Below are 17,211 nucleotides of genomic sequence, written 5' to 3' on the forward strand. Positions count from 1 at the left end.
TCGTCATGCATGCATCGGCTGCCACGCCCGCCAAAACCGAGGGCGCGGGCGGCCTTGTTCGACGGCCGTCTTCTTTCGGACTCAGCTCTCTTCTACAAGCGCGGCCAGCCGGCCACGAATGAGTGCGCGCGCCTCGGCGACCATCCGACTCACGAGTTCCGCGCAGGTGGGAATGTCCTCGATAAGCCCGATTGCGAGGCCAGCCGGAAACGTTCCGTCTTCGGTGTCACCCGTCTCGTACACTCGCTTACCGCGCTCACCGCTCACCAGCGGCTTGAGATCCGCAAACGTCACACCCTCTTTTTGCTCGAGTTCCAACACCTGCTCCGCTACCGAATTCCTGAAGATACGCGACGTGTTCTTCAGCGTGCGGAAGATCAACGCCGTATTGCGCTCGTCATGCTCTACGAGCCTGCGCTTGACGTTCTCGTGAATCGGCGCCTCCCGCGTTGCCATGAAGCGCGTACCCATATTGATCCCATCCGCGCCGAGCGCGAGCGCGGCGACCATGCCGCGCGCATCGGCAATGCCGCCTGACGCAAGCATCGGAATATGCAGTTTCGCGGCCGCGGCCGGCAACAGGATCAGATTGGGCACGTCGTCCTCGCCCGGATGTCCGGCGCACTCGAATCCGTCCACGCTCACGGCGTCGCAGCCCAACGCCTCCGCTTTCAGCGCGTGACGCACCGACGTGCACTTGTGGATGACCTTGATTCCCGCAGCCCTGAATGCGGGCATATATGGCTCGGGATTGCGTCCCGCCGTCTCGACGATCTTTACACCGTTCTCCACGACCGCTTGCACGTACTCGTCGTACGGCACTGGCTTGATGGTCGGCAGAATGGTCAGGTTGACGGCGAACGGCTGATCCGTCATTGAGCGAACCCGGGCGATCTCGTTGCGCAGCGCATCGGGCGTGGGCTGCGTCAGAGCAGTGATGGTGCCGAGCGCACCGGCGTTCGAGACGGCGGCGGCAAGTTCAGCGCGACCCACCCACATCATGCCCCCTTGAACAATAGGGTATCGAATCCCAAGCAGCTCTGTAATGCGCGTTTTCATGTGCTGATCCCTGTGTAAGTGCAACCTGATCTTTCGACCGGCAATGGTCGAACGCCGCGTGTAAGATGCGCCGGTAGTTTGTATTTACGAACACCGTGCAATTATATACACTTCCTCCACATCGCCGACACTCGTGTGCCGCACTCGCGGACGCCGATGCGATTGCACGAGGCATGAATGATCAGGAGAGTTGATGAATAAACGAGACAATCAGATTGGCGCTGAGGAAGTGTCGATTCGCCCCACGCCGGACGAGGCGGAACAAGCCGTGCGCACGCTGATCCGATGGGCCGGTGACGATCCCGAAAGGGAAGGTCTCATTCAAACACCTGCACGGGTCGCGCGCGCATACCGCGAGTTCTTCTCGGGCTATGACTCCGATCCGATGCAAATTCTCGCCACCACGTTTTCCGAAGTGGATGGCTACGACGAGATGGTGGTGCTAAAGGACATCCGTTTCGAGAGCTACTGCGAACACCATATGGTGCCTATCATCGGACGTGCGCACGTTGCCTACTTGCCCGAGCATCGCGTGGTCGGCATCTCCAAACTCGCGCGCCTCGTCGATGTCTATGCCAAGCGCCTACAGATTCAGGAGAAGATGACCGTTCAGATCGCCGATGCGCTGAACACCGTGCTGCAGCCGAAGGGAGTCGCTGTCATTCTCGAAGCCGCGCATCAGTGCATGAGTACGCGAGGCGTGCACAAGCCCGGCGCATCGCTGGTGACGAGCCGAATGCTGGGCGCATTCCGTGACGATCCTTCCACCCGCCGCGAGTTTCTGTCGATTGTCGGTCACAGCACGATTGCGCCATTACCCAATAGCTGAAAGCCAACGTCGGCTTGCTGCCGACGTTGGCTTTCATGGCAAATCGATGCTGGGATCCGTGGTGCCGTGGTGGCAAGCGTCGTTGCAGGCTTGCGTCTGGCCTTAAACCTCGCTGGGTTGGCGCGTCTTTAAAGGCCGTTCGTAAGAGACGTCTTCACGATTTCGTGCACTGACGCCATTGCCCATCAGGATTTCTCGCCACGCAGTAGGCACTTCCGCAGGGGTCAGTTCGTTGATCGCTTCGGAGATGCAGACGCGGGCGGCAATCGCCCACACGCCATCACGCTTTTCGAAGCGGTCGATATAGCGCCCCACCGCTAGCGTGTCTGGCTTGACGCGATTTTCTCCGAAGAAGAGCCAGTACGTCTCCCCGTGCGCCTCGTCGCCCTGCAATTCGACGCTGTGATTGAACACCATATGGTGGTGCGACAACTGATGCTCGGTATGGTACGCAAAGGCCCAGTCGACGAATTCCTCTGCATCCCCGACGAATGCGCCGTGGTCGTCGATTGCGTCCGGATGGTACGCCGACAGCGTCAACTTCCGGTCCATGCGATCGACCCCGCGGCAATAGCGGTGTACGCATTCGAGTATGTCCTGCTTATCCAACAGTGCTTCGACGCGCGCGCTCAGTTCTTCATTCATGGCTTCTACCGTTAGATAGTCATGGCGACAAAAAAGACGACCGCACCGATCACGGCGCCAATGAAGCAACAACCCTCGCCTGTCGACAAATCGGCTTCCTGCGCTCGCGCACGGCTCGCAATCGCACATCCGATGATGCCCGCCAATGCCGTCGCCCCGAGCACCGCAAACATCATCACGACGTCGAAGAGCGCGGACCGGCCTAGCTCTTCCATGCGCACATCGCGTTGCAGCAGCCAGACCGCCGCCGCCGAAATCGACAGGAGAATGAGTGGGAGCCATACTCTACGCGCTTCCCGAGCGCTCTCGCGAGTCAGCGTTTTCATCGCGCCCGGCCCTCCGTCCGCAGCTTGCCCAGAGCACGAGGCGCCACCGCGCCCAACACGCGCGCCGCCCAATTCGATTGTTTTGCGCGAGCCGATTCGTCCGACGACGGAGCGCCCTTTTCAGCGCGCTGGCGACGATAGTCGTACGTATAGTCCGCAAGAGGACCACGTAAATCGCTGTCGAGCAAGTACATCGCATGTCTCCGATCAGGCTTATGCCTCTCGGGCGCTTGCATGGCGCCTCTTGATGAACATCCTAGGCGATGGAATATGGTTATGCAACAAGTCGTTCAATTAATGGCGTCGGTGTTTTCACTACCCGACAAGGCACAGACCGACGCGCATGCGCGAGCGCCCGCTGCACACACATGGACGTGTGTGCGAACGGGTCGGCACAATCAATCGGGGAAAGGGAATGGCAGCGCCAAGCCGCGTTCTCGACGCAGCTTAGCGATTCGAAAATGACACGCAGACGAGTGATCAGGAGACCTGGAAGCCGCCGTCGACAGCGAGAAGCTGACCGGTGACGTAGTCCGATGCCGGCGACGCGAAAAACAACACTGCCCTGGCGATATCGGAGGCGACGCCGATGCGGCCCAGCGGCATGCGGCCAGGTTGGGTGATCGGCCCGTGAGCCTGATGAACCTTCGTCGATGCGGCGGCGCCCTCGGTTGCCACGCCGCCGGGCAGCACTGCGTTCACGCGAATTCCGTCTGCTGCGAATTCGAGCGCTGCCACCTTGGTGAGGTTGTTGACACCCGCCTTCGACGCGCCGTAGTCACCGTTGTCGAAAATCACCGGCTGCAGCGAAGCCACCGACGAAATATTGATAATGGAACCGCCGTTTTTGGCACCTTGCATTCGCTTGATCGCTTCTCGCATGCAGAGGAAGGTGCCGCGCAAGTTGATGCCGAGCACCTTGTCCCACTTTTCTACCGACGTCTCGACGAATTTCGTCTTCGGATAGATGCCCGCGTTGTTCACGAGAATGTCGAGGCGCCCAAGTTTGGCCTGCACCGTTTCGTACATCGCAAGAATCGACGATTCATCGCTGATGTCCACTTTGATCGCGATAGCCTTGCCAGACGCACTTTCGATTTGGCTGGCCGTCTGCTGCGCCGCTTCCTCATTCAGGTCCGCCGCGACCACCGCCGCGCCCGCCGACGCCAGCAGCAAAGCCGTCTCGCGGCCGATGCCTGAGCCTGCCCCTGTTACCACCGCCACTTTCTGATCGAGATTGAAAAGACTCGCCACATTCGTGCTCATTGCTCCTCCTTTGGCTCGCCGCGCGAGCGGGTTATTTTCTGAACGTCATTCGCAAAGATAAACACACCACTTTGGCGTGTCAAGATGAACGAGAAGCGGATGACGAAAGGAGCAGCATGGACGAAGCTGTCGAGCAGTGCGATTGCGCGTATCACCCCGCCGCCGGCGACGCGATATCGCGCATGATGTCGAGCATCGAACGGTGGTAGGGCTTGTGAGGTCTATCGGCCCACACCAGCGACACCTCAGTTTCGCCTGAAGCCGGAACATCCTCGATGTCGACGAAGGCGACACCCTCCACGGGCAGGTATCGCGCCGAATCCAGCATCAGACCGATGCCCAGTTCATGAGACACGAGGTTGAGCATCGTGTATGGATGGCGCGCTTGCTGGGTCACCCGCGGCGACAGCCCCGCCTCGCGGCGCGCTGTCTCGAACGCAGCGAACAGCGGCTGCGACATCTGCTGAGGGAACATGATGAGCGGGTATCGCGCGAGATCCGCGATACGAATTGAAGGCTGCGCCGCCACGGGCCACTTCGCCGGAACCGCGGCCACCACACGCAGACGCTCGATGACCACGCTTTCCAAACCGGAGACGTCCGCCGAGCTGGTGACTACCACGCCCAGGTCGATGCTGCCGTTTTTCACGCTGGCGACGGTCAAAGCACTGCCGCGCTCGATCAACCGGACGTCAACGCCCGGCCATTGCTTGCGAAGCCCCTGAATGGCTAGCGGCATGATTCGCAGCGCACACATCGGCACGAACGCTACGCTCAGGCTCGCCAGTTCGTCGGCGGCTTGCCGCACGCGCCGCTCGGCCAGTTCCGCTTGCGCGATCAGTGGCTTCGCTTCCGCGAGCAACGCGGCTCCGGCGGCTGTGAGCGAAACGCCTCGCGGTGTACGTTCGAGCAGCTTGATACCGAGCTGCTCCTCCAGCCGCATGATCGACTGGCTGAGCGGCGGCTGCGCCATGCCCAGGCGCGCAGCCGCACGGCCAAAGTGCTGGGTCTCCGCAACCGCAACGAAGTGTCTGAGATGCCGCAATTCCATGACGTGATATGGCTTTGATATCGGGTGTCCCCAGCTTATCGCCTTTGTCCCGTTGCGGTGCACTACGGACGAACCCTGGTCATATCGGGTGCGCACTATCTTGACGTCCAGCACCGTTCAACATACATTTTGGAATGTCGTTCTACAATACGAATAACGACCAAGGCGGCTCGGGTGAGTCGCATCCGCTATCAATAGCCGCGCCGCCGCGGTTAAACAGGAGACACAAGTGAAGAGCCTCGAAGAAAAACTTGCCTATGGCTTAAAGGTATTCGGCGAAATCATGGGTGAAGACAAGGCAGCCGGCTTACGGGCCGCAAGCGAGTCCACCGGCTTTGGATCCGACATTTCACGCCTTGCCATCAACTACGCGTTCGCGGATGTCTGGGGCGACGACAAACTCGAGCGCAAGCAGCGCAGCCTCGTCACGCTGGGCATTCTGATCGCGAGCCGGCAGACGCTCGAACTGAAGAACCACGTCCGCATTGCCGTGCGCAACGGTCTGAGCGCACGCGAACTCGAAGGGGTGCTGATTCAGGCGCTTCCGTATGCCGGGTTCCCAGCCGTCGCCTCCGCGACCACGGCCGTTCTGGAGACACTGCGGGAACTTGGCATCGACACCACGACCCGCACTTCGGAAGAACGCGGATTGCTGTGAGCCGACATCAGAGCGCCCCCGCGACCAAAGGAGACAATTTATGAGCACACCAGGCGTGGATATCGTGCCGACGATGCGCGAATTCAACGTTTCCAATGACCTGCTCGGCAATCACGCCGAGTTGCAAGAACGCTGGAACGAAGACGGCTACCTGTTCTTTCGCGACGTTCTCGGCCACGAGCCGCTGGAGCGCATGCGCGGTCTGCTTGTTGATCACCTCGACAGCAACGGCTTCGTGGACCGCAACGACCGAGACGTGCGATGGACTGGCAAAGACCGCGAAAATTTCAGCTTTTTTCCCGTGAAGGCGATGAACGAGCAGCGTGCGGCACGCACCGTGATGGAAGACCCCGCGGTTCGTGCATTCTTTCAGCGGCTCTTCGGCGTACCGCTTTATTGGGTACCTTTCACCGAATACCGCACGTCGCCGCCCGCTATCGACAAAAGCCGCACACGGTTCGACTTCATTCATGAAGATGCGATCTACAGCGACCGCCTCGATTTCATCATCTGCTGGATTCCGCTCAGCGATATCGATGCGCAAGTCGGCGGATTGGCCGTCGCGGAAGGATTGCATAAGCTTGCGTGCCTGCACAGGAAGGACGGCGACAAAATCGTTCCCATCGATCTCGCGAGCGTGCCAGAAGACGCATGGCGCCGCACGAACTACCGCCTGGGCGACGTCCTGTTGATGAGCCGACGCACGCCGCACTCTGGTCTCAGCAATCATTCGGACCGTTTTCGTCTGTCACTCGACACGCGCATCCTGCCGCACGGCGGAAGTTTCCCGTTTGAGCCCCGCCTGCCCTATGTGGGCACGCTGACGTCGATCGCATCGGACCAGATCGTCGTGCGCGACGCGCATGGTGAACATGTGTTGCGACTCGACGACACGAGTTATCTGCGCGGCCTCCAGGGCAACCGCCTGCGCGCAGACGAAATTGCCGGCGTTTATCAGCCGGGATCCGAGGTGATCGTTGCACATGAAGGCGGCCTCGTTCAAACGCTGCGCCCGCAGCATTGATCGTCGTGTCAGGCGCAAAGACGAAGCTTCGTCTTTGCGCCTCGCGCCATTCGCCTTGCTCTCTGGCGTGGCAACTCTGAAGCATCGATCACTGGCATCCTTTGCTCGCGGTTTTATGAACATCGTGCTAATATCGGAACGATACGCTTGTGAGCACCAGGCCGCGAGCCTGCAATGGCTGTCACAGGGTTAGCGGCATCGCGCGCAAGCCGCCCAGGCGTGACACGCCTGGCCAACGTCTAACGTTCGACCTCGGGACAAGTCATGATCGATTCATCCGCCGCGGTACTCGTCATCGGCGCCACTGGCGCACAAGGAGGCGCCGCGGCTCGCCATCTTCTTGCGGCTGGACGCAAGGTACGCTTCCTGACACGAAATCCGGACTCGCCGGCTGCGCGGGCACTCGTCGACATGGATGCGCAGGCGCTACGGGGAGATCTGGACGACCGCGACTTGCTCGCAAAAGCGATGGAGGGCGTCGGTTCCGTCTTCTCCGTTCTCCTGACTGATTTTGATCGCAGCGACAGGGAGCGCCGCCAGGGTTTTGCGCTCGTCAACGCAGCGCGCAACGCGGAGGTCCCGCAGTTCGTTCACACCTCCGTGGCGCAGGCCGGCAATCATGAGACGTTTCCTGGCTGGAGCGAGAAACGTTGGAACCGAAAATACTGGACGGACAAATGGGAAGTGGAAGAGGCCGTTCGCGCCGCGGGTTTCGAATCGTGGACGGTCTTGCAGCCTGCATTCATGATGGACAATCTCGCTGAGCCGAAAGCGGGCGCGATGTTTCCGCACCTGCGCGAAGGCTTGCTGCTCAGCGCGTTGCTACCCGACGCACGACTCGACTGGATTGCCGCCGACGACGTGGGCGCGCTCGCGGCCAGCGCGCTAAACGATCCGCAACGCTGGCACGGTGAGACTGTGCCGCTGGCATCGGAAAGACTCACGATGTCTGAAGTTGCGAATCGCCTCGGCAACGTTCTGGGCGCACAGATCAACGTTTTGCACGTGTCACCGGATGAAGCCCGAGCAAAAGGTCTCGCACCCGGATGGGTGAATGCACAGGAATGGATCAACGCAGTCGGGTACCGCGTCGATATCGATTCGCTTTCCAAACGTGGTGTCCAGCTCACCCCGATGGTGGACTGGATCGATGCGAATCGACAGCACATCGTACTCGCATAGCTGGTCGATGGACCGCGTGTGCAAGCCTCAGGTAATGGAAAATCCGCAATGAATGATCGTGTGCCCTCATGGTTCGACCACGCCATGGCCCAGCCGCGTCGATCTCACTTCACCGAAGGCGGCGGGGTGACTGTCCATTATGTCTCGTGGAACGCCGCAGACACCGGTAAGCCGCCACTTGTCTTCGCACACGGTTTTCTCGGGCACACGCACTGGTGGGACTTCATTGCGCCCTTCTTCATCGATCGCTTTCGCGTCTTTGCTCTGGATTTCCGCGGCATGGGCGACAGCGCCTACAGGCAGGAATACAGCGCCGACGTTTTCGTGCGCGACCTCGTCGCTGTCGTGGATGCAATCGGCTCTGGACCGTGTGTCGCGGTGGGCCACAGTTTCGGCGGATCGCGTCTGCTCCAGGCGTGCGCGACCTTTCCCGATCGTCTCTCGCATGCAGTCGTGCTCGATTCGTATTTCATGCTACGCGGCGAAACCTTGCCTGCAGTGGAACGACGCCCGCCGCCCCGCCCCTATCCGGACTGGCATACTGCACTCAGTCGCTTTCGACTCATCCCGGAACAAGATTGCGAGCCGTGGCTGCTCGAGCATCTCGCGCGGACATCACTTCGTCAAACCGCCGACGGCTGGGTATGGCGCTTCGACCCGAAGTTGCGGAATCTCCAGCCGGTCGAAGGCGAAGAAGACCTGCTGACCCGCATCGCGGTTCCCGTCAGCTACGTGCACGCCGAGTGCAGCAGCGTGGTCAGCGCCGATCGCGCGCGCCGCATCGTAGCTGCGATTCCCGGCGCGAAGGGTCCCATCACGATGCCACGCGCAGGCCATCACATGATGCTTGACCAGCCACTCGCGCTGGTGAGTCTCTTGCGAGCCTTGCTAGGGCCTGTTCACGCTAATAACGGGCTTGCGAACGTGCCTTTGCGCGCGTAGTGCAAGGAGAGAGGAGCGCCGTTTGGCCGAGCCAAACAAGCGACGACCGACGCCGCAATACGGGCGCAAAGGCACGTTCCCCTGTTTTAAAAAAACCTTCCAGGGGCTGGCCGCCAGAAGGGCCGATCGCCGCGTCATGCTCCTTGCGAATACGTCGAGTATTCGTTGCGTCGCAATCCTTGCGCTCGGCCCTTCTGGCGGCCAGCGCAAGCCCGTTATTAGCGTGAACAGGCCCTACATGAATTCCAATCTGCGCGAATCGAAAACTGCGCCGTGGTCGAGCGGTTTGCCTCTTGCGGCCCTGATTGCGCGCGCCGTCGCAAAGCACGGCGCGACGCCACTCCATTTTCATACCCAGGCCGGCGCCTATACTTGCACCACCGAGTCCCTGCTGCGCGACGCGAAAGAGATTGGCAAGGCACTCACAGCCCTCGGTCTGCGTCGAGGCGATGTGATCGCGATACAGCTTCCCACACAGCGCGAGACTGCGCTTCTGTATCTGGCTGCACTGGAGATCGGTGCGGTACTCGTGCCGATCGTACACATCTACGGTCCCGCCGAAGTCGGCTTCATCCTTCGACAATCCCGCGCCCGCGTTCTGTGCGTGCCCGATTTCTGGTCCCGAACCGACTACCTGGGGCGTGTCGCCGCGCTTGGCGACACGCCCGACCTCGAGCGCGTGATCGTCGTTGGCGATCGGGCGCCCTCGAACGGCATCACGTTTGGCGCGCTGCAACGACTCGCCGCGACAACGCATGAACAACGCCCTGCCGACCCGCCAACGTCGGAAGACATCTGCCTGCTGCTGTACACGTCAGGAACGACAGCTTCGCCCAAAGGCGTGCAGCACTCTCATCGCACAGTAGGCGCAGAGTGGCAGATTCCGTTCATCGACGGGCCTGGGCCGTACCTCACGCCCTTCCCTGCTGGCCATATTGCAGGCTTCAATTTCCTGTTGCGTCCATTCATTACAGGCACCGAGATGGTGTTCATGGACCGATGGGACGCCTCGCTTGCCGCGCGACTGGTCGATGAGTATCGCGTGCGCCTCTCGGGCGGCACACCGTTTCATCTCCAGGGGCTCCTCGAAGCCGCCCGCCGCGACGGGCGCAGCCTGGTGTCCCTCGCTTCTTACGGTCTGGGCGGCACGGGTGTCACGCCCGAGCACGTCGCCATGGCCGATCGGGCCGGCTTCGCGGGAACCCGCGCGTACGGGCTGACCGAGCATTCGACAGTGAGTGTCGGCTGGGCCGATTCGCCTTTTGATATCCGGGCCTGCACGGACGGTCGCATTCAGCCCGGCTCGCAGGTGCGCGTTGTCGACGAGTTGGACAGCGACCTGCCTGCCGGACGCGACGGCGAGATTCTGATCAAAGGACCGGAGCTGTTTGTCGGCTACACCGACCCGGCGCTCAATGCGGCCGCGTTCACTCACGACGGATGGTTCCGGACCGGCGATATCGGCCGTCTCGACGCAAACGGCTGCCTGACCATCACGGACCGAAAGAAGGACATCGTGATTCGCGGAGGAGAAAATATATCGTCGCTCGAAGTAGAGCGAGTACTTGCCACTCACCCGGCCGTGCGCGATGTCGCCGTCGTGGCGCAGCCAGACGCACGATATGGAGAAAGAGTCTGTGCGGTCGTCGTCTTGCACGAGCGCACGTCGCTCGACCTGATCGCAGTCCAGACCCACTTTGCCGGCGCGGGCGTGGCGAAGCAAAAGACGCCCGAGCAACTTTGCATCGTTGCAGAGCTGCCGCGCACGCCTTCGGGAAAGGTGCGAAAAGGCGATCTGCGCAAGCACCTTTCCGCGTAGTAGCAAATCAGCTGGTGCTTATCGAGCGGAGCCGTCCCGGCGCGACTTGAAAAACCGATCTCGTTGCATTGACACCTGATCGGACGAAACGAGCCGATCGTAGATCGCACGCGCTGCGGCCATGCCGGCATCGAAATCGGGCGACTCGGCTGCGGCGGCGATGGCATCCAGACACTGGCTTTCTATTGCATCCCTACAGCTGAGGCGTGAGCGCGCTTCAGCGACAATGGAAACCGGATCGCTATCAGGCAATGGCAACCGGCGAATCAATGGCAACGATGTACCGCCTATCTTCTCACGCGCAAGCTCGATCGCAAGGCGCGACATTTCATGCTCATCGCCATCGACGATCCGGTCAAATAACGCGGTGCCCCGGAAGGTTCCCGCGCGCACGATTTGAGCACCAAGAATGAATTCGATCGACTTCGCGAAGCCCAGCACACGCGGCAAGCGCTGCGTGCCGGACAAAGGGATCACGCCGAGCTTGCATTCGGGCAGACCGATCTGCGCATTGTCCGCGACCACACGGTAGTGGCACACCAACGCGGTTTCCAGACCACCGCCAATGGCAAACCCGTGGATAGCGGCTACAACCGGCTTGTCGCTCGCCTCGATCACCGGATGAACGTGCAGCGACAATGCTGGCCAAGCTGTGGCAGCGGAAGTGCCGAACTCGCGAATATCACCTCCCGCGGAAAAGCCGCGTCCACTGCCATTGAGTACGATCGCGCGAACCCGCGCGTCGCACCGGGCCGCTTCAAACGCAGCAACGAGTCCGCGACGGATTCCCAGACCTAATCCGTTGACTGGCGGATGGCTCATCGTGACGATAGCGATTTCGTCTTCTACACGATACTCGACGTCGGCGAAGCGATGCGGCTTGCAATGCGTCATCGGTTATCCGCTGTGGCGTTTGACGATGGCGGGCACTGTGCGCCTAACGGTTGTTAGCGAGCCAGCTCGGCATATCCGCCGGCCACGGATCGGCATACACCGCGTGCACACCCATCGCGCTCGTGTAGGCCAGATTCAGTAGGTTGCAAAACGCGATGAAAGCCAGCACCCGAAGCGCCGTGCGCACCGCTGGATGGCACCCGGCACGATCGACACCTCGCTCGATGACCGTATATCCGTCTTCGTCGACGTTCAGCAGAAGGAAGGCCGACGCCACGAAAGCAGACGAAAACAGCGTAGGTGAGGATTTGTGCAAAAGCGAAAAGCGCACCGAGCCCTGCCCACGCATACACGCTGGGCCAGGTTGTGCTGCGTCGAGCGACCATTTCCGACATGCTTTGCCTCCATTATTATTCCGCGCAATTCACATTTATGAATATCGATCGTAAAAATGTACTCCCGCGGAAGTGGCGACGTCAAGTGCGTGTCGCTCAGCGCCTGGTGGGTTATCGGCCCATGAGGTCATGAATCTCGTGATCGAGTGCCGCCATCGCGAATCGGGGCGCAACTGCACAATTGTTGACTTCGACCTGCCACTCCACCGGATTCACGAGCCAGAAGAACAGCCCATAGACGATGTGGCGCCGGTAGGCATCTAGCGCGCTTTCAAATGACGGCGGGTTGTTGACGCCGTGAAAGGCGAGCCGCTCAAGATAGTATTCGAGCAACGCGCGCTCCCATCTCGGCCGATCCGCGATATCCAGAGCCGATATCAGGAAGTACGTGACGTCATGAGCCCACGGTCCGCGTCGATATGACTGCCAGTCGAGAAAGCCGGGCGTGCCGTCGCGGTCGAAATACAGGTTTCCGAGGTGAACATCGCCATGGAGAAACGTCATCGGCCCGATGCGGTCGAAAGCGCGCAGATCGAGGAGCGCCCGCTCCATCCAGTCACGATCGTGAAACCGCTTTGGCACGGCGGCCCCGCCCGGCAACTGTGTATAGCTGGCGAACACCTCGGGTTTCAACTGGCCCCAGTGATAGGTGCCGGACTCGCCATCGGGCAGCGGGTCTTGCGACGCGAGCCACGCCAGTTCGCCATCGCTTTCGAGCGCAGGCGATTGCCAGAACTGCGCGTGCCACCGCGCTTGCGCGTCCAGGTTTGCCGCCGCCTGCGCAAACGTCAGCGTCCGCTGCACGCGACAGAATTCCACTTCCCGTGAACGTAGATCCTCGAGGATCACGATCGACTGCCCGCTTCGACTGTCGGTCTCTGCATAGAAGCAGGCAGGCACATTTGCACGCAAGCAGGGATGGACTTCCTTGAAGAACTTCGCCTCGTATTCGTATATGTAGGCGTTCAAGTTCCGGTACTCGGGAACGAAACCGCCTTTGACGATCAGAGACTCCGGCAAGCCAAGCTCGCGCCCTGTTGCGTTGTAAGCAAGACGCACCCTGACTTTGGTAGCCGTGCCGTACATCACCTCGTCGATGGCCAGTGATTCCACGGCTACCCCTTCATGGCTGCGCGCGAGCGCCGACGTCAGCCACGAAGAGGTGATGTCCTCAACCTGCAAAGGAAGCGTGCCGGTATCTGGCTGCGGTCGGTGCGATTCCGTCTGGGCGGGGCTTCTTTTCGCAACATTCATCTTGGCGCCTCCTGTGAGGTTGTATGTGCGTTCGTGCCGACATCATCATTGCCGGACCGACGTTCTCTACGCGCATGTTGCGCGGCACGTCTGAAGACCCGCAACGAGGGAAATCCCGGCTGGTATTATCGTTGCGTTTTTAGAACGGTGTGCGTATTTTCGCTCACCGTTTCGACGAGGCCCGCTAGCACCGCGCTGAGTCGCTTCATTCCTGCCGTTCGTTAGAGCGCGGGATTAGTGAAACCAGTTCACTCTAATTGTTCCCCACGGTAACCATTGCGCGTCGGACGTTGTCGCTAGAATTCGTAAAAAACGACACGCAGCCCCCTGGAGATAACTCGATGACCACATCCTTGCTTGAGCGGCTATTCGGCATCAGCGGAAAAATCGCTGTCGTGACTGACAAGGGATGCAATTCCAGCATCGATATCGCCCCTGTACTGGCCGAGGCTGGCGCACGGGTCGTAGTCGCCGATCACAGCGCAGCGCACATGCAATCGGTCGTCGACAAGATCGTTTCGGCGGGCGGCGAAGCAATCGCTATCGAGGCAGACGTGGAACGTGAAGCCTCCGTGATTGCGTTGTTCAATCAGGTCAGCGCAGCCAGACTGAAGCGAACCGAACAGCGCGACCTTCATCGACACTCAAAACGGAGCATTCCATGTTTAGTGAAACACAGATCGGCGCGCACCTCGCGCAGAGGTTCAATCTCACGGGCAAGACCGCCGTTGTTACCGGCTCTGCGCAAGGTCTCGGTCGCGAGACTGCGCGACTGCTCGCCGAGGCCGGCGCCAAGGTCGTGATTGCCGACTTGAACCCCGATGCGGCGTCTGCAACAGCGTCGGATATCGATGCGGACGGCGGCATTGCGATGCCATGCAAAGTCGACGTGGCCGACGAAGCATCCGTCAAGGCACTATTCGCAGCCGTCGATACGAAGTTTGGCGGTGTCGACATTCTGATCAACAACACGGCGCACCGTTCGAAGGCCGAATTCTTTGAAATGTCCGTCGAACAATGGGACCAGATGCAAGACGTCACGCTGCGGGGCACGTTCCTGTGTTGCCGAGAAGCTATCACGCGCATGAAGGCGAACGGCGGCGGCTCGATCGTCAACATCTCCTCCGTTGGCGCGCTTCGACCCACGCTGTGGGGCGTCAACGCCCATTACGACGCCGCGAAGGCCGGCGTGGACAGCATCACGCGATCACTGGCCAGCGAGTTCGCGGCCGACGGAATCCGCGTCAATTCAATCCTTCCAGGCGGCATGGCCAGCGAGGGCCGCAAGAACATCAGCGCGACGTTCAAGATTCGAGGGCCGATCGTAGGCGCAGGACGGATTCCGATGGGACGAATGGCCGCCCCGGTCGAGGTTGCACAGAGTGGGCGATGAAGCCTTCCACCGCGACAGGGAGGTGGAAACTAGAGACACGAGCGCACCGGTACGAAAAGAAGCATCCCATAAGCATAGTGACATTCATTCAGGCCGCAAGTCGGGCTTGAACGTGGAACATCGCGCGTGAAACAGCGGCGGAGCGAAGCCGCTGTTTTCCAAGCGATTCCGGCCATGCGTCATAAGAGTCAGCGAGCCTCCCGCTGCCCCCGCGACGATCCGTCGAGGCACGGTCAAGCGTGGTCGATACGCGTTCGGATGAAGTGGTCGAGCGAATTCGCGATGCCGATATCGTGGTCACGAAGAATGTGAAGTTGAGCGCCGAGGCCATCGAGCAGGCGAGGAGCCCCCCGTTTATCGAATTTGCGGCTATCCGAGCAAACCGGCCATTCGAATGACGGCTTCGTCAGATGAGCGAGCGGCGGCAAGTGGCCGAACCCAGTCCCACGGATAGCTTGCGTGACAGGACTAAACGCGGCGGGCCGCGACGGCCGCCCTCGACCCACTTCAGCCAAGGATACAGCGGCCGTTCGCCGAGGTGCTGTAGGTGACTGTGGAGGCGAAACGGTGGTCATCTGCTCCCGTCCGCAAACAACATTTAATGAGGGGTCGATGTTACTGACACAGACGCGATCACATCTTTCGCGACGATGGACGGTGGGTCGCTGCAAAACGCTGGCGGTCCGGTTGCTTGCGGTGCCGGTCGAGGCTTCGTGTATGGCTTCTGCTACCCGGTCCAGTGCGGCATTGATGACGGTACGGCCGCTATCCGTTTCCGGATCGGCGTCCATCGCTGGGCGGTACGTTAATTTGGTCATGATGGACGCTCCCGGCTACCACTTCGCCTCGGCATACCGAATATGATTGCCGCCATTGCGAGCAGGGCCATTGTCACGTTAAACCACAGTGCAGCGGCAGCTGCGAATCGAAGCTGATTGAATCCGAGGCCAGCCAAGGATTGTGTCGGCGATACGCCATTGACCTCTGTGAGAGCCGTAAAGATGGCCGCCGATATCGCCACGCCAAACGCGGTCCCCAACGATGACGCCATCTTGTAGATTCCTGACGCCGTTCCGGACCTCGAATCCGCGACGCTAGACAATGCGGCATCCGTGGAAGGTGTTGCGTAGATGCCTAGCCCGACGCCGAACAGAGTGAAGCCGACGAATGCGACAGTCACGTACTGCGCAACAGGCAGATACGTGAACGTCGTGAGCAATAGACCTCCCCCCGTGGTCGCACAGCCGAGAATCATGGGCCGACGTGGTCCGCCCCAACGTTGCTGCAACTTTTCGCCGACCCGGATCATTATCAGGATGGCGACGAGGTACCCCGCTGTCATCGAGCCAGACTGCAGCGATGAAAGTCCGAAAGCGTCCTGAACGAGCAATAACACGATGAGTAACGCCCCCGCGACCCCGTTCAGGAAAAAATTGGACAGCGTCGCGGCCAGGTACACGGTGTTGCCGAATAGTCGAAAATCGACCAATGGGTGACTGCAGTAACGTTCGGAGAGAATGAAAATGGCCACAGCCAATGCGAATGCGGCAGACAGAGCGAGTATGACCGGACTTAGCCACCCTAGCTCCGCGCCTTGCGCGACCACCATGTTGAAAGCCACCGTTGCAACGAGGAAGGCGCCTAATCCGGTCCAGTCGATCGGCGCTGTGCTGCACTCGACGACTTTGCTCTCAGGTGTTCCACGAATGAGCGTCCAGCTCGCGACCGCAACAACGATTGACATCCAGAAGATGGCGCGCCATCCCATCGTCGAGTCGACTACGCCGCCTAGGAGTGCACACAGGCCCGATCCTCCCCACGAACCGATTGACCAGAAACTGAGTGCCCGCTGACGAGCCTCGCCGTCGTAATAAGCCTTCATTAGCGACAAGGTCGCCGGCATAATGCACGCCGCTGACACGCCCTGAATGATGCGTCCGGCCATCAGAAAAATTGCGGTACCGCACGGGGTGGCTGCAATGAGCAACGAACCGGCGGCGCTCAGTGCGAGCCCCGCGTACGTCATTCTCATACGGCCGAACCGGTCTGCAAGTCCGCCTGCGACGACAATAAAGGCCGCGGAAAACAGCGCGGTTATGCTTACGGCCATATCGCCGACACTGTTGTTGATCCTTAGCTCGGTCCTCATGGAAGGCAAAACGTTGAACGTCGTCTGAGCGAACAGCCAGAAGGTGACAACCGCGAGCACAATGCCCACGATGAGTCTATCGTTGCCCTTGTATGCGGGGTTGCCGGCCGTATTGGTGGAATGGGCCAATTTTGTTCTCCGCAGTATTGATACCGGCAGGCGACATTTTGCCGTCGCGCCTTTGCACCGACATGGAGCGCCGACAGTCATATGCCGGCGCGCTTGCTCGCACAAAGGCCTTGAAGAGCATCGCTGCTTCGTTTCGCTACAGGATGGTTTAAGTACCGAGTTAACCGACCGTCAGCCAGGAGCAGACTGTGGTTGC

At 60.3% G+C, this 17,211-nt stretch carries 17 protein-coding genes and 1 pseudogene; 8 read left to right on the forward strand and 10 right to left on the reverse strand.

The genetic code is table 11. The features are described 5' to 3' along the window. Window positions 1–81 precede the first annotated feature (81 nt). The gene (locus tag F6X37_RS14000) at window positions 82–1,059 is read right to left on the reverse strand and encodes an NAD(P)H-dependent flavin oxidoreductase (RefSeq protein ID WP_187611725.1); all 978 of its coding nucleotides are present in this window, start codon (window positions 1,057–1,059) and stop codon (window positions 82–84) included. A gap of 193 nt (window positions 1,060–1,252) precedes the next feature. On the opposite strand from F6X37_RS14000, the gene folE reads away from it, so the two are divergent. Beyond that, complete coding sequence (gene folE, locus F6X37_RS14005) at window positions 1,253–1,888, forward strand: GTP cyclohydrolase I FolE (protein ID WP_187611726.1); 636 nt, start codon at window positions 1,253–1,255, stop codon at window positions 1,886–1,888. 102 nt (window positions 1,889–1,990) lie between these two features. On the opposite strand, the gene F6X37_RS14010 is transcribed toward folE, so the two are convergent. From F6X37_RS14010 to F6X37_RS14025, 4 genes are all read right to left on the reverse strand, one after another. Further along, the gene (locus F6X37_RS14010) at window positions 1,991–2,533 is read right to left on the reverse strand and encodes a nuclear transport factor 2 family protein (RefSeq protein ID WP_184032187.1); all 543 of its coding nucleotides are present in this window, start codon (window positions 2,531–2,533) and stop codon (window positions 1,991–1,993) included. Window positions 2,534–2,544: 11 nt separating this feature from the next. Further along, window positions 2,545–2,859, reverse strand: a complete 315-nt coding sequence (locus F6X37_RS14015; protein WP_187611727.1) for a hypothetical protein — start codon at window positions 2,857–2,859, stop codon at window positions 2,545–2,547. Between the two features lie 480 nt (window positions 2,860–3,339). Then, complete coding sequence (locus F6X37_RS14020) at window positions 3,340–4,125, reverse strand: SDR family NAD(P)-dependent oxidoreductase (protein WP_090808728.1); 786 nt, start codon at window positions 4,123–4,125, stop codon at window positions 3,340–3,342. A 151-nt stretch (window positions 4,126–4,276) separates the two neighbouring features. Continuing rightward, window positions 4,277–5,176 carry a LysR family transcriptional regulator gene (locus tag F6X37_RS14025; protein WP_090808726.1) on the reverse strand — a complete coding sequence of 300 codons (900 nt, stop codon included), beginning with the start codon at window positions 5,174–5,176 and terminating at the stop codon, window positions 4,277–4,279. 229 nt (window positions 5,177–5,405) lie between these two features. Between F6X37_RS14025 and F6X37_RS14030 the strand changes: the two genes are divergently transcribed. From F6X37_RS14030 to F6X37_RS14050, 5 genes are all read left to right on the forward strand, one after another. Continuing rightward, window positions 5,406–5,834, forward strand: coding sequence for a carboxymuconolactone decarboxylase family protein (locus F6X37_RS14030; RefSeq protein ID WP_008917662.1), 429 nt, complete (start codon window positions 5,406–5,408; stop codon window positions 5,832–5,834). Next, window positions 5,785–6,858 (forward strand): phytanoyl-CoA dioxygenase family protein, encoded by a 1,074-nt coding sequence (locus tag F6X37_RS14035; protein WP_262419906.1) that lies wholly within the window; start codon window positions 5,785–5,787, stop codon window positions 6,856–6,858. The genes F6X37_RS14030 and F6X37_RS14035 overlap by 50 nt, the downstream gene beginning before the upstream one ends. 264 nt (window positions 6,859–7,122) lie before the next feature. Continuing rightward, window positions 7,123–8,040: an NmrA family NAD(P)-binding protein gene (locus F6X37_RS14040; RefSeq protein WP_187611728.1), complete on the forward strand. Its 918-nt coding sequence runs from the start codon at window positions 7,123–7,125 to the stop codon at window positions 8,038–8,040. 48 nt (window positions 8,041–8,088) lie between these two features. Further along, window positions 8,089–8,982 (forward strand): alpha/beta fold hydrolase, encoded by an 894-nt coding sequence (locus F6X37_RS14045; protein ID WP_187611729.1) that lies wholly within the window; start codon window positions 8,089–8,091, stop codon window positions 8,980–8,982. 22 nt (window positions 8,983–9,004) lie between these two features. Beyond that, the gene (locus F6X37_RS14050; protein ID WP_262419907.1) at window positions 9,005–10,801 is read left to right on the forward strand and encodes an AMP-binding protein; all 1,797 of its coding nucleotides are present in this window, start codon (window positions 9,005–9,007) and stop codon (window positions 10,799–10,801) included. An 18-nt stretch (window positions 10,802–10,819) separates the two neighbouring features. On the opposite strand, the gene F6X37_RS14055 is transcribed toward F6X37_RS14050, so the two are convergent. From F6X37_RS14055 to F6X37_RS14065, 3 genes are all read right to left on the reverse strand, one after another. Continuing rightward, complete coding sequence (locus tag F6X37_RS14055; protein ID WP_187611730.1) at window positions 10,820–11,695, reverse strand: enoyl-CoA hydratase-related protein; 876 nt, start codon at window positions 11,693–11,695, stop codon at window positions 10,820–10,822. Between the two features lie 43 nt (window positions 11,696–11,738). Continuing rightward, window positions 11,739–12,026, reverse strand: a complete 288-nt coding sequence (locus F6X37_RS14060) for a spirocyclase AveC family protein (RefSeq protein WP_262419908.1) — start codon at window positions 12,024–12,026, stop codon at window positions 11,739–11,741. A gap of 175 nt (window positions 12,027–12,201) precedes the next feature. Further along, window positions 12,202–13,344: a phosphotransferase gene (locus F6X37_RS14065; protein ID WP_187611731.1), complete on the reverse strand. Its 1,143-nt coding sequence runs from the start codon at window positions 13,342–13,344 to the stop codon at window positions 12,202–12,204. Between the two features lie 341 nt (window positions 13,345–13,685). Between F6X37_RS14065 and F6X37_RS14070 the strand changes: the two are divergent. Together F6X37_RS14070 and F6X37_RS14075 are read left to right on the forward strand one after the other, a co-directional pair. Then, window positions 13,686–13,886, forward strand: a pseudogene (locus F6X37_RS14070) (NAD(P)-dependent oxidoreductase); the annotation flags it as partial. Between the two features lie 119 nt (window positions 13,887–14,005). Next, on the forward strand, window positions 14,006–14,737 hold the full coding sequence (locus tag F6X37_RS14075) for an SDR family NAD(P)-dependent oxidoreductase (protein ID WP_262419909.1): 732 nt from the start codon (window positions 14,006–14,008) through the stop codon (window positions 14,735–14,737). A gap of 233 nt (window positions 14,738–14,970) precedes the next feature. Here the strand turns inward: F6X37_RS14075 and F6X37_RS14080 are convergent, their stop codons facing one another. Both F6X37_RS14080 and F6X37_RS14085 read right to left on the reverse strand, forming a co-directional pair. Next, window positions 14,971–15,555: a hypothetical protein gene (locus tag F6X37_RS14080; protein ID WP_187611732.1), complete on the reverse strand. Its 585-nt coding sequence runs from the start codon at window positions 15,553–15,555 to the stop codon at window positions 14,971–14,973. Beyond that, entirely contained in the window at window positions 15,552–17,015 is a 1,464-nt protein-coding gene (locus tag F6X37_RS14085) for an MFS transporter (RefSeq protein ID WP_262419910.1), read from the reverse strand. Before F6X37_RS14085 ends, F6X37_RS14080 begins: the two co-directional genes overlap by 4 nt. Between the last annotated feature and the right edge of the window lie 196 nt (window positions 17,016–17,211).

Source organism: Paraburkholderia sp. 31.1 (assembly GCF_014397645.1).
In the GTDB taxonomy this organism is placed as follows: Bacteria; Pseudomonadota; Gammaproteobacteria; order Burkholderiales; family Burkholderiaceae; genus Paraburkholderia; species Paraburkholderia tuberum.